At 52.2% G+C, this 13,019-nt stretch carries 10 protein-coding genes; 6 read left to right on the top strand and 4 right to left on the bottom strand.

From position 1 onward, the window contains the following. Positions 1-259: IS3 family transposase (locus A3842_RS25290; RefSeq protein WP_143186273.1), on the top strand; the 259-nt coding region annotated here is incomplete at its 5' end. Between the two features lie 269 nt (positions 260-528). On the opposite strand, the gene A3842_RS25285 is transcribed toward A3842_RS25290, so the two are convergent. After that, positions 529-1,125, bottom strand: coding sequence for a YutD family protein (locus A3842_RS25285; protein ID WP_074083802.1), 597 nt, complete (start codon positions 1,123-1,125; stop codon positions 529-531). Between the two features lie 426 nt (positions 1,126-1,551). Further along, entirely contained in the window at positions 1,552-2,493 is a 942-nt protein-coding gene (gene lipA / locus A3842_RS25280; RefSeq protein ID WP_074083801.1) for a lipoyl synthase, read from the bottom strand. A gap of 304 nt (positions 2,494-2,797) precedes the next feature. Here lipA and A3842_RS25275 point away from each other — a divergent pair, with 304 nt between their 5' ends. After that, positions 2,798-3,865, top strand: a complete 1,068-nt coding sequence (locus A3842_RS25275) for a M23 family metallopeptidase (RefSeq protein WP_074083800.1) — start codon at positions 2,798-2,800, stop codon at positions 3,863-3,865. Between the two features lie 68 nt (positions 3,866-3,933). Here A3842_RS25275 and A3842_RS25270 read toward each other — a convergent pair whose 3' ends face one another. Beyond that, complete coding sequence (locus tag A3842_RS25270) at positions 3,934-5,631, bottom strand: alpha amylase N-terminal ig-like domain-containing protein (RefSeq protein ID WP_074103136.1); 1,698 nt, start codon at positions 5,629-5,631, stop codon at positions 3,934-3,936. Positions 5,632-5,756: 125 nt separating this feature from the next. Between A3842_RS25270 and A3842_RS25265 the strand changes: the two genes are divergently transcribed. Then, positions 5,757-6,791 (top strand): LacI family DNA-binding transcriptional regulator, encoded by a 1,035-nt coding sequence (locus A3842_RS25265; RefSeq protein WP_074103135.1) that lies wholly within the window; start codon positions 5,757-5,759, stop codon positions 6,789-6,791. Positions 6,792-6,885: 94 nt separating this feature from the next. Here A3842_RS25265 and A3842_RS25260 read toward each other — a convergent pair whose 3' ends face one another. Beyond that, entirely contained in the window at positions 6,886-7,614 is a 729-nt protein-coding gene (locus A3842_RS25260; protein ID WP_178382409.1) for an alpha/beta hydrolase, read from the bottom strand. Between the two features lie 305 nt (positions 7,615-7,919). On the opposite strand from A3842_RS25260, the gene A3842_RS25245 reads away from it, so the two are divergent. From A3842_RS25245 to A3842_RS25235, 3 genes are all read left to right on the top strand, one after another. Beyond that, entirely contained in the window at positions 7,920-9,260 is a 1,341-nt protein-coding gene (locus A3842_RS25245; RefSeq protein WP_256701858.1) for a DUF6385 domain-containing protein, read from the top strand. A gap of 142 nt (positions 9,261-9,402) precedes the next feature. Further along, a complete protein-coding gene (locus A3842_RS25240) occupies positions 9,403-11,472 on the top strand; it encodes a glycosyltransferase (protein WP_074103133.1) in 2,070 nt (689 codons plus the stop codon). Beyond that, positions 11,469-13,016 carry a glycosyltransferase gene (locus A3842_RS25235; protein WP_074103132.1) on the top strand — a complete coding sequence of 516 codons (1,548 nt, stop codon included), beginning with the start codon at positions 11,469-11,471 and terminating at the stop codon, positions 13,014-13,016. The genes A3842_RS25240 and A3842_RS25235 overlap by 4 nt, the downstream gene beginning before the upstream one ends. Positions 13,017-13,019: the final 3 nt, after the last annotated feature.

Below are 13,019 nucleotides of genomic sequence, written 5' to 3'. Positions count from 1 at the left end.
ACGCCTGAACAAATACCGTATGAAGGCGAGCATGAGCCGCAAGGGGAATTGCTATGACAATGCCTGTATCGAATCCTTTCATAGCATCCTAAAGAAAGAGTTTGTCTATTGCACCAAATTCAAAACAAAACAGCAAGCGCAGGATGAGATGTTCCAGTATATTGAGTTTTTTTATAACCGCAAGCGAATCCACAGTGCACTGGGTTATCTTTCCCCTGTCCAATTTGCAGCGAAGTTCAAAAAGAAAAAGACCGCATAAATCTATTTTTTTATGTCCACTTTCTTGACGGAAGTCCATTATTCCAACTCGCACCGCTTGCGGATCGCTCTTGAGTAAATTTAAGTTCACTAATTCCAATTTGCTCGCTCTTGAAGTTCCTTGCAAACAAGTACAATTTCCATCATACCCATTAGAAAAGCAACATCATCTATAAACATACAGACCATATTTTTTCATTTAAAAAGGTGTCACGGAAGCCAGTTCAGAGCTGGCTACTGCGACACCTTTTTGTGTATTTCTTAATGATCTTAGGAAGGATTCTGGGGCTGGTTTTGCGGTGGTCTGCCCTGGGAATCCTTGTTGTTTCTTCTGCCCTGACTTTCTTTATTGCGGTGATTCCGGCTTTGATGCTCACGAACGGGTCTGTCTTTCGCTCCGTTCTCTTTGGGTGCCCCGCCCATGTTCTTGTCACGGGCTGCCGGATTAGAATTGGAAGAAGGCTTGGAGACATGCTCCCGGAGAACCCTTGCAGTTACAGCTGGTTCTACCGCAGCCTGCTCAAGTTCATCCTCCATTCCAGGCTCAGGAATTTCTTTGATCAGAATATCCTTGAAGGTGCCTTCTTTCGGCATTTCCTTCAGCTTGTGGAGCACAAAATAGGCACAGCCAAAGTTGCAGTATTCATTAATGTAATCCACCATACCTGAAATGGCGGTATCCCTATTCACCTTCGGGTGGTTATCCCGGTAAAAGCCCTTCAGGCGTAATTGGCTATAGCCCCAATCCCCGATAATGTAATCGTACCTGTCCAGCACTTCACTGTATCTTCCGCGAAATGCCTCCGGGTTCCAGCCGTCCTTATGATCCAATACGAGCTCGTAGCCCTTTCCACCTATAACGATCAAGCGTTTGTCGCCTGCCTTTCAAATTAAACTAAGAGGGGGGCGTTGATGGCCGTCATTCCGCGGGTTTTTGGATTTCCGGCCGCTGTTGTCTGCAGATTTCTCTGATTGAACCGCAATAAGCGGTTGAAATCTGCAGACAAAGGCGGACGCTGGCGCTCCTCCAATTCCAAAATCCCTCTCCATGACTCCCTCAACGCGGGAGGTGGCAGCAAAAATCAAAAGCAAGTTGATTGCTGCGCTCCAACTCTCCACAACGACCCACTTCATTAAAGACTAAAAGACTAAAGACTAAAGACTAAAAGACTAAAGACTAAAAGACTAAAAGACTAAAGATTAAAGATTAAAGACTAAAGACTATAGATTAAAGATTAAACATTAACTGTGACTCCGTCACGGGACAAATTTGCTGCGCAAATTTGTAAGAGCTTATAAAGAAACGGAACGCTCTTCACGGGCAGCGGTAGCGGACTTCACCTGCTCATGCGCATGATAAGAGCTGCGCACCAGCGGGCCGGACTCCACATGGCTGAAGCCGCGCTTCAGCCCCTCCTCCTTGAGCTGGGCGAATTCCTCAGGAGTATAATATTTCTCCACGTTCAGATGCTTTGGTGAAGGCTGCAGGTATTGGCCCAATGTCAATATATCACAATCCACCGACCGCAGGTCATCCATCGCCTGCAAAATCTCATCCCATTCCTCGCCAACGCCAAGCATAATGCTGGATTTGGTTGGGATGTCCGGCTTCATCTCCTTGGCTCTGCCCAGCAGTTCCAGGGAACGGCGGTATTTGGCCCGCGCCCGCACTCGGTCAGACATCCGCTCTACCGTCTCAATATTGTGGTTCAGTATATCCGGACGACTGTTCATTACAATTTCAAGACTGTCCCGGTCGCCCAGAAAATCCGGTATCAGCACCTCTACACTGCACAGCGGAAGGCGCTTACGGATTGCAGCTACGGTCTCGGCAAAAATCTGTGCACCGCCATCCTTCAGATCATCACGGGCCACGCTCGTGACCACACAATGTTTCAGTTGCATCCCCTCGGCAGCCTCAGCCACACGCTCCGGCTCCAAAAGATCGAGCTCCGTAGGCAGACCTGTATTTACGGCACAAAACCGGCAGGCCCGGGTACAAATGTCACCCAGTATCATAAAAGTAGCCGTGCGGTTAGCCCAGCATTCATAGATATTCGGGCATCGCGCTTCCTCACATACGGTATGTAGAGTTTTGGAGCGCATCATGCCTTTAATTTCCTGATAATGTTCACCCGTCGTTAACTTGATCTTGATCCAGTCTGGCTTGGGTTGTTTGGCTGTCCGATTAGTCAAAGTGAAGAACCCCGCTTTCGCCTGAATATTTAGTTGCATCCATTAAAGTTTGCTGCCTCATATTATAGCATGTGCAAGGGCCATTTGCCTGTTTTTGTGAACCTTTGGGCAAGGATGGATAAAATAAGCCCATTTGCTCCACTCTACAAGTAGAAACGGCTACGCCGTCCTTATCAAAGCTGATGATTCCGGAGCACCGATACTGCGTACCGCTTATAGCTGCCCGTTCCAACAGGAAAGACAGAGACAGGAAAGATAAGGAATAAGAACAAAAAGCACCCCAAGGGTGCTCTTGATAAAAACTTGTTAACACATCAGCACCCGGACCTAGGAGGTTGTAAACATGCCGGCTCAATTCAGAATTGCTGCAATACGAAAAACAGTACTCTGTCTGTCAGCCGCCGCCATGCTATGGGGAACAAGCTATCCGGGGGCAGCGGCTGCAGAATTACGCCTTCCCTCAGTCCGTACTGGAACTGTGTCAGACAAAGACACTCTCTCTGCCCGCCGCAAGGAGCTATATGATCAAATGAGTGCTGCTACAGGGGTTGCCTGGTTCCGTTTCGCTGCTATTGACCAATATGAACGGACGATTGCCAAAAAGAAAAGCGGAACCGCGGAGCCCGCCAATCCCCGTCTTACCGGAATCAGCATCCCCGCACCGGTATGGTGCGGACCGCTGAACCCGGATCAAGCGGACCAGGCCCCGCAATCCATCGGATTTTTTGGAGGACTCGGAAAGGATGGGTCCGGCGACGGTGTGGCCGATCCCGGGAATGATGCTGATGTACTCTACAGTATGGCAAGGCATCTGATGAAATACGGGGATTCTGCCAGCGATTTCAATATCGGTGTGTGGGAATATTACCATAACGGCAGGGCAGCGCAGCGGGTAGCACAGTTTGCCAAGCTGTACGAGCATTTCGGACGGCTTGATTTGTCGGGCAGTGCTTTTCCTCTGCCGGTGGGCTCCCTCTATTCTTATCACAGCACTTGGGGCACCGGCAGAAGCTGGGGCGGAGCGCGTATCCACGAAGGGACAGACCTGTTCACACCTCACGGCATGACTGTGCGCAGCACCTGTTTTGGAATCGTGGAAACCAAGGGCTGGAACCGCTACGGCGGCTGGCGGATCGGTATACGCGATATCGAAAACCGCTATCATTACTACGCCCATCTGGCAGGGTATGAGAAATCACTCTCCCGTGGAGATATTGTGGCCCCCGGCCAAACGATCGGCTGGGTCGGCAGCTCCGGCTACGGCAACCCGGGCACTCAAGGCAAGTTTCCGCCTCACCTGCATTATGGAATCTACCGCGACCGGGGGATTACGGAGTGGGCCTTCGATCCATATCCCTTACTGAAGCAGTGGGAGAATGCGGAATACAAAGCTGTGAAAAAACGGAAGTAATTGCAGCCATTCCACCTGATCTTCAGACGGCGTCCTGTCCTGTCAGCATGGAACAGGTACAGCTTACTCTAATAGAGCATTAGACAGCCGAAGGGTTCAAGCTCCACAACCAGACGATCATTATTACAGATCGTTGTTCCTGTCAGCAGGTCGGTTAACTCCGGGGTGCCGGAGCGGAAACGGTCCACCTCCAGATGATAGCGGTTAGGGGAATTATTAATGACCAGCCCTATCTTCTCCTGCCCGCTGGACCGGACGTAACCTAGAACATTGCGGGTTTCATCCGTGAACCAGGGACGGAAAGAACCTTTACGCAGCACCTCATATTTCTTCCTTAGACCGATCAGCCGTGTATACCAGGCATGGAGTGTGCTGTTCTGCTCTTGCTCGCGCCATACCATCGGCCGTCTGCAGTGCGGATCTGTCGCACCCTCCATGCCAACCTCATCACCATAATAAATCATAGGCATACCGATATAGGTCATTTGAAAGAACACTGCAAGCCTCATCCGGTACATCGCCGTTTCCTCATGGTTCCAGCCCCGCCCACCCTGCTTGCAGGCCGTTAAAAAACGCAGCGTGTCATGGCTGCCAAGCAGCTGGAACATGGCCGCATTCGCCTGATCGTTGCAGAACGCTTCCTGATGGATTACTTGCTCCATAAAGCGCACCGGTCCAGTTGACTGCTCAGCAAAGAACTCCAGCACCGCATCGCGCAGGACATAATTCATGCCGCCATCGAACTGGTCGCCTCTGAGCCAAGGCCCGGAACCATGCATGATCTCACCAATCAGCAGCAGCTCAGGGAATTCTGCTTTGAGTTCCCGGCGAAACCGCGTCCAGAACTTTGGAGACACCTCATTGGCCACATCCAGACGCCAGCCGTCAATCCCCGCCTCACGTACCCAATGCTTGGCTACCTCCATCATATAATCCGCAACTTCCGGGTTGTCCATATTCAGCTTGGGCATATGCGCCTCAGCTTTGCCAAAGGTCTCATAGTTTGGAGAAGGGGTCTGTACCACCGGATAGGAGTGGATTAGAAACCAGTCCTTGTACCGGGAACTCTCCCCATGCTCAAGCACATCCCTGAAGGCAAAAAACGTATCACCGGCATGGTTGAATACGGCATCCAGCAGTACCCTGATTCCATGGTGGTGAGCCTGATCCACCACAGCCCTCAAATCCGCTGTTGTGCCAAACGTTGGGTCGACCTTGTAGTAGTCAGAGGTATTGTATTTGTGCTCGGAAGGAGACTCAAATATGGGCGTCATGTACATAGCTGTGATGCCCAGCTGCTGTAGATAAGGGATTTTGTCCAATATCCCTTTCAGATTGCCTCCGTTATAGCTGCTGGGATAAATCTGATAGACTACCGCATCCTGGCTCCAGGAGGGAATCTTAACCGCTTCCGGCTGGTGCATGTAAGCATATTGAAAAGATCCGGCATGCTCTCTGTTCTCTGCTATCCCTCTCTCTCCATACCACAAATATTCCCCGGCTGGGTTCATGACATGGAATAAGTATCTGCATTTGCCAGTTACTGATGGAAGGATAGCTTCATGAATCTCATAAGCTCCTGCAGAGCCGATCCGCTCCATTGGAAGCGGGATTTCGCTCCCCGGCGAGTCATAGCGGTCAGAATGAATCACGGTGCAGGTCAAGTGCTGCCCATTCTGTACGAAAAGTCGCAGCTTCAAGCTGCCGGGGCCAACCGGAAAAGCAAAGGGATCTTCAGCAGTATGGTATAGAAACCAGCGGGTCATATGATACGAGCTCCTTTTATTGTATGATGGGTTTATGTCTTGGTCATTAGCAGAAACGGCTACGCCGTTTGAAACCTATAATCCTTATTTTTTCAAAAAATCCGGCTGGATCGTGAGGGAAAACTATGAAGGTAACGATTACGGATATCGCCTCAGCGGCAGGTGTAGCCAAATCCACAGTTTCTAAGGTGCTGAATGATTCACCGAAAATCTCGCAGGAAACCAAACATAAGGTCAGAGAAATCATGAAACAAATGAATTACACACCCAGCAGCATCGCCACAGGTTTAGCCCGTCAGAGCAGCAGCAATATTGGGCTGTTGATCGACATGTCCAAATCCAGTGAATTCTTGAATCAGTTCTTCTACAGCATCATCGGCGGCATTGAAAGTGTAATCGGATCCATGAAATATGAACTGACCATCGCCAATGTGGAGCATAACCACCCGGAGGGCCATTTCCTGCACAGGCTCGTAAGAAGCAAGAGGGTCGATGGCCTTATCGCCAACACCTCGGTGCTTACAGAGGAACTATGCATGGAGCTCAACCGGCTCCAGTTCCCATATATTTCGCTGGGGGAAGTTGCCGGCTCCGAATGCTGGGCCGATTTCGATAACGAAGCTGGCGGTAGAATGCTCACCCGGCATCTGCTCGAGGAAGGCTATTCTGCCGTTGCTTTTGTTGGCGGTCAGGAGGGAGATCCTCTCTTCATCCGCCGGCTGGAAGGCTGCAGGGAGGAACTTTTAAAAGCCGGACTATCCCTCCCCGAGCAATGGATTATGAATGGCGCGGCAGAAGAGGCGGTAGGCTATCAAGCGGCCAAACAGCTGCTGCGTAGCGAAACGCCGCCGGATTCCCTGATCTGTATGAGTAATTTTGCCGCATTTGGGGCACTGCAGGCTGCAAGAGAGCTGGGGGTACAAATTCCCGCTGAGCTTGGAATTGCAACCTTTGATGAATATCCGTTGTCCCGCTACACCACACCGCCATTAACCTCGCTTAATCTGGACACTTTTCATCTGGGGGTATCGGCCGGTGAGTTGTTAATGGAAAGGATTGACGGCAAAAATGAAGCTGGCCGCGGGCTGCTGCTGAAGCCGGAGTTAATTCCGCGGGAGTCAACATTAAGAATAGTAAGGGAAACCGGTTTCCTTAAATAGAAACTATCATACCCATCTAGAGATGTCAACGGAATAAGGCATGTCCCTGAGTCGTTAAAAACCTCCTCCACGTTAACCCGTGAAGGAGGTTTTGTTATTTCGCTGAGTATCCCTGCAGCTTATTTATTGAAGCTCTGCCGGAGCTTTGAATAAACTGCAGCACCTCATCCATTATTAGGCTGCTGTCTTCGCAGTGGCACAACATATGGCCGCTTCGCTCCACCATTAATACACGTTTGCTTGCCGAGGGGATGGTGCGGTGCAGATAGGCCGCGCTTTTTGCTCTCACCAAATGATCCCTGCCGCCCTGAACAATTAAGGTCGGGGTCTCAATCTGCGGATAGATCTCAAAGCTCTCACGCACCAAACGTTGAAATTCCCTTGTAGCCTTCGCCGGAGTAGAGCCGAACTTGCTCAGGTAATTCCGGATCATAACCGGGCTGCCCAGGGTCTTCAGAATCTCCAGCAGGTTAAGCGGAAAAACAGGTGTAGACAGCAGCGTAAGCGACTTGATCTGTTCCCGGTACTGCACAGATAAGTGGGAAGCAATAAGCGCTCCGGTGGAAAAACCGATCAGGTGCACCCTGTCGCCATCATTCAACATCTCTTGCAGCTGGTCTTCGGCGCTCTGCCGCCAACCCTGCCTGTCGGACTGAAGCAGGTCGTGCCGGCTCCCCCCATGTCCTTTTAGCGTAAAGGTTCGGGCAGGGTACTGATGCTGTTCCAGGAATTGCGCTAGCGGAGAGATTTCGTATTCCCCTCCTGTGAAGCCGTGTATGAATAAGCAGCGTTCCATAGGCGCCCTCTTTTCGTTGGAATTCATTATTAGTAGCCTATTAAGCAGGATTCCCATGTTTAACCCATTTTAAGAAAAATAACCCTAACTGTTCCAATCGTCAAGTTTTGACTCTGGACAAGGATGGGGCTGTTTTTTTATTTTACTGCCCAAGCATTACCAGAGTTTTTCCATATAGTAATATCACACCATTCGAATGGTTATTGTTCAGCTGTACAGGCTATTGCTCTACTTGAATCACTGCCTATCTATTTGAAAGCCCAGACGACGGTTTGGGATTTTTACTGTGGGCGGGTTACTCGGCCTATTCTATTATGAGAGGATGAACTCTTTTGCCAAATTTCAGTTCGTTTCAAGCAAACCCCGATAATCTGCGAACGCTGATCTTCGGGCGGGACCCTTCCACACTGATTGACCGCCCTCTCACCACCGATTCCAGCGGAAATCTGACTACAGTCATCCTTAATGGTACGATCTCCAGCGTGCTCGGGGCTACCATTACCGCCGGTACACTATCATCGGCGGGTACGGTTACCAACCTCTTAAACGGTACGATTACCAGCGTGCTTGGGGCTACCATTACCGCCGGTACACTATCATCGGCGGGTACGGTCACCAACCTCTTAAACGGTACGATTACCAGCGTGCTTGGCGCTACCATTACCGCCGGTACGCTATCATCGGCGGGTACGGTCACTAACCTCTTAAACGGTACGATTACCAGCGTGCTCGGCGCTACCATTACTGCTGGTACACTATCATCGGCGGGTACGGTCACCAACCTCTTAAACGGTACGATTACCAGCGTGCTCGGCGCTACCATTACTGCTGGTACATTATCATCGGCGGGTACTGTAACCAACCTGCTAGATGGTACGATTACCAGCGTGCTCGGGGCTACGATTACTGCTGGTACATTATCATCAGCAGGTACTGTAACCAACCTGCTAGATGGTACAATTACCAGCGTGCTCGGGGCTACGATTACTGCTGGTACATTATCATCAGCAGGTACTGTAACCAACCTGCTAGATGGTACAATTACCAGCGTGCTCGGGGCTACGATTACTGCCGGTACGTTGTCATCGGCGGGTACGGTCACCAATCTCTTAAACGGTACGATCACTAGCGTGCTTGGGGCTACCATTACCGCCGGTACACTATCATCGGCGGGTACGGTCACCAACCTCTTAAATGGTACGATTACCAGCGTGCTCGGGGCTACGATTACTGCCGGTACGTTGTCGTCGGCGGGTACGGTCACCAACCTGCTGGATGGTACGATCACCAGCGTGCTCGGGGCTACGATTACCGCCGGTACACTCAGCAGCGTAACCTCGATTTCACAGCGCAGCTTCATTGAACAGGCAACTACCGGCATCACAACAGCCGATGCGCTTACGCCTCTGCCTGCGAACACGACAAGCGTGCTGGGCACTTATTCTTATTTCATCGTGAATACCGGCGCTAATCCTGTAAATACGCAGGTGGAGATAAGTGCGGACGGAACCAATTATTTTGTCGACACAACCGGTAATAATCCGCTTCCTGCCGGATCTGTGGATGTCCTTGTTCCATCCCGGTTCCTCAAGTACACCCGGCTGTCCTATCAATCGTCAACACCGGGTTCAGCATCTACGCTCAATGTCATCTTCGATGCTCAGGGAACGTAAGTTATCTATCGGTCATAGTATGTAATGACAAAGAGTGCATGGGTAGCCCATGTACTCTTTGTTCTGCCCGCCTTTACCGGACAACACTCCCATCGTGCATCACAGAACTGTGGGGAAACTGACTCTCCAAGGAGGAACACCCGTGAAAAAGCCCACCCTAGGTGTACATCTCATCATTCGCAATGAAGCAGCTCTTCTCCCCCAATGCCTGGACAGCCTGTCCGGTGCTGCGGATGAAATTGTAATTGTAGATACGGGTTCAACCGATGATTCCTTGAGCATCGCTGAAGGATACGGAGCCAAGGTATACCGAATGAATTGGAACCATAATTTCTCGGAAGCGCGCAACACCGGGCTGTCCCATGCGCAAACGGATTGGATCCTCGTCTTGGATGCCGATGAAATATTGAAGACACCGCTCGGAGAAATTACCGATATGCTCCAGAACACTTCAGCCCTGGCTTATACGGTTAATATAGAAAATTGGTTGGGAAGCTCTCCTGAGGAGCGGCTGACGCACAGCATAATCCGTCTGTTCCGCAATGGAAAAGGGTTCAGCTTTGACGGAATCATCCATGAAGGGTTAGACGCCTCTATTATCGGCAAGCACGGTGCTTCCGTCATTCACAGCAGCAATATCGAAATCACTCACCTGGGATATTTACCGGGCCTCATGGCCCAGAGGAATAAAGTCAGCCGCAACGAGCAATTGCTGCGCCTTGCGCTGGGGAAAGAGCCGGACAATCCTTTTTACAGCTATAATCTGGCGGTTACCTGCTGTCAGAACGGACAGCTGGAGGAGGCGGCAGAGCTGCTAAGCCATACCATCCATCAAGCTCCGCTTCAGGTGTCTTACCGTCCTTCGATGATCCGCGATTTAGGTAAAATCTATCTGGCCATGAATAATACGAAGGGGATTGATGCCCTGCTCGCACGGGAACTGCAGCGCTATAGGGATTACCCGGATTTGCATTTCATCCAGGGGCAATCCTGGGAGAGCCAGGGACTGATCGAACGTGCTTGCCAGTCCTATGAGCGCGCAGCGGCGGGTTCGGAAGCTGCACTAAGTCAAGAAGCTGCCCTCAGCGGGAAATATGTTTCTGAGAAAGGCATGAACAGCTTCCGCCCACTGACCCGTCTGGGAGAGAACTCTCTTCAGCTTGGACACACGGAGGATGCGGCCCGGTGGTTTCACCGTGCCCTTCAGCATCATTCAATATATGGTCCAGCACTTCAGGGAATAGCTTCAGCCTTCCAGCGCCTGAATGTGCCGGATCCGGAGATTTCCACGCTGTTGATCCAGCTTGCGGGTACAGAGCAGCCTGCCGGGAGAAGCGCGGTAATCCGCGCCCTGGAATCTGTCCATGCTTATGAGGCTATTGCCGGATTGCCGCGGGCGGGTTTTCCGCTGGAATGGGAGACACTGCCTGCTATAATCTCCGCATGGATGATTACCGGACAGCTGCAGGAAGCAGGGACTGCTCTGCGGGAGGCTCTTCCTCTGTTGAAGCAGGAAACAGACAGAGACAGAGATATCACGAGGCAGTTATGGATTATTCATGCCATCTGCCGGTGGCAGGAAGACAGACAACAGACCGAATCATACGGATTTCTGGATGCGCCGGAGCCCTTGCGGTCCGGGCTATTACTTATCGGTGAAAAGTTGGCGCGCCAAGCTTCAGCTCCGGTTGCGCCAGACAATGCCGGTGAACATTCCCTAGTGGTCACGGAGCTGATCCGGCAGGCGGTTAAACTGCGCAGCTTCGGGCTGGCTGCCGAACTGGCCGGGCTGTTTCCAGAACACCGGGCCGAACTTGCCGGGGCTCTGTATCAGGCGGGCCAGCTGGAGGCCGCAGGGGAGCTTTTGATTACCCTGGCGGCCGGCGGTCAAACGGGAGGGAAGGGTTCTTTTTATCTCGCGGAGATGCTCTTTGACCAAGGCCATTATGGGGAGGCTGCCGAGTGGTTCCGGCACATGCTTGACACAGCACCAGCGGATAACCCTTCCCGCATTGGGCTGTCGCTGAGCTACCTTCATCTGGCCAAGCAGGAGCTCGAAGGAGCTGAAGCCAGTTTCCCGGAGATATATACGCAGGGACCTTTGCAAGAGGACATCGCTGCGATCCATCAGGCTATCGCCGTGCTGAACCGTACTGCCTGGCATACACAGTGGAGTGCTAATCAGAACATTCAGGGAGGAGCCGCAAGATGAGCACACCAAAACACCGCATTTCCCTTTGTATGATCGTCAAGAATGAGGCGGATAATCTGGCACAGTGCCTGGCAAGCGTACGTGGTGTGGCTGACGAAATCGTAGTGGTTGACACCGGATCAACAGACTCCACTGTTCAAATTGCCCGAAGCTTCGGGGCGAAGGTCGTGGCCTTTCCCTGGAGCGGTGATTTTGCCGCTGCCCGCAACGCCGGCCTGAATCAGGCTCAGGGACAGTGGATTCTTATACTGGATGCGGACGAGGAGCTGGATCAAGGCAGCAGGGGCGAGCTGTTGCTGTGCGCGGAGCATATGGAGTATGAAGCGTTTTTTCTGCGAATTCATAATCACTCAGGAACGGCCCGCTCCTCACAGACGATTACCGTGAATCCGATATTGCGGATGTTCCGCAACCGCCCGAGTTACCGCTTCAGCGGGATCATTCATGAACAAATCGCCTCGGTTATCGTAAAGGAAACCCCTGCCGCCTCCATGCATTTGAGCACTGTGGTGATTCATCATTACGGCTATGCCAATGGCGTAGTGGCCAAAAAGGATAAGATCCGCCGCAATGTCGAGCTGCTGAAGGAGCAGCTGAAGCTGAATCCGGGAGACGCTTTTCATCATTTTAATATGGCTGTCGAATATATGCGGCTCGGGGAGTATGACCCTGCACTTGAGCATATCCGTACTTCGCTTGAACAGGTGGAGCCGGATACAAGCTATGTCCATCTCCTGTATAAGTACGAAATCCGCTGCCTGGCTGTCAAAGGCCATGTGCAGGAGGCGCTTGCAGCCTGTGAGCGGGGGATTCTGTTATTTCCCGACTACCCGGACCTTCATCACCTAAAAGGCATACTGCTGCTGCAGTCGGCCGCTTATATGGAAGCCAGAGCCGCGCTGCGGCAGGCGCTGGATATCGGCGTTTCGCCGCCGGGCTATCACACGGAATCCGGCTGCGGGACGTATGTTACGCTGGCTGTGCTGGGGCAGCTCTGCCAGGAGATTGGCGAAGACTGCGAAGCGGCTGCCTGCTATACCCGAGCCGCCCAGCTTCATCCAGCGCCTTGGCCGCTGGTTGCACGGCTGGTGCGCACGCTGAAATGCGCGGGCCGGGAGAACGAGCTGAACGGTTGGCTGGATCTGCATGTTCCCGGAGTTGCAGCGGAGCACCGGAAGCTGGCCGTTCTGCTGCTGAATGAAGGCTGCTTCGAAGCGGCCGCGGCGCAGCTGGAAAAGAGTGCGCTTGGGCAAATGGACCCTGGGGCCGCGAATGACAGCAGCTTCTGCGTCAAGTCGCTGCAAGATAACCTTGCCGCTTCTGCCGGAAGCTTAAACGGTGAAGATCTGGCCGGCCTGCTGGGTCTGTCTTCGGATATTGCCGCTGGCAGCGCCGGCATGACCGCACACCCGGTATATCAGCGCAGCCGGACCTGGATTCTGCTGGCTGACTGTGCGCTGGCCTCGGTCGCCCCTTCGGCACCCATGCATCCCGCTGCTGGCAGAGCGCGTCTATTGCTCCCGCTTCCACGGGTAACAGACTAGAGA

Source organism: Paenibacillus sp. P3E (assembly GCF_001909045.1).
GTDB lineage: Bacteria > Bacillota > Bacilli > Paenibacillales > Paenibacillaceae > Paenibacillus_AQ > Paenibacillus_AQ helianthi.
This window is presented reverse-complemented; position numbering and strand designations above follow the sequence as displayed.

Excerpts from the sequence above, each read along its gene's own strand:
- lipA (WP_074083801.1), bottom strand. The coding sequence starts at position 2,493 with ATGCAACTAAATATTCAGGCGAAAGCGGGGTTCTTCACTTTGACTAAT.
- A3842_RS25275 (WP_074083800.1), top strand. The coding sequence starts at position 2,798 with ATGCCGGCTCAATTCAGAATTGCTGCAATACGAAAAACAGTACTCTGT.
- A3842_RS25270 (WP_074103136.1), bottom strand. The coding sequence starts at position 5,631 with ATGACCCGCTGGTTTCTATACCATACTGCTGAAGATCCCTTTGCTTTT.
- A3842_RS25265 (WP_074103135.1), top strand. The coding sequence starts at position 5,757 with ATGAAGGTAACGATTACGGATATCGCCTCAGCGGCAGGTGTAGCCAAA.
- A3842_RS25260 (WP_178382409.1), bottom strand. The coding sequence starts at position 7,614 with ATGAATTCCAACGAAAAGAGGGCGCCTATGGAACGCTGCTTATTCATA.
- A3842_RS25235 (WP_074103132.1), top strand. The coding sequence starts at position 11,469 with ATGAGCACACCAAAACACCGCATTTCCCTTTGTATGATCGTCAAGAAT.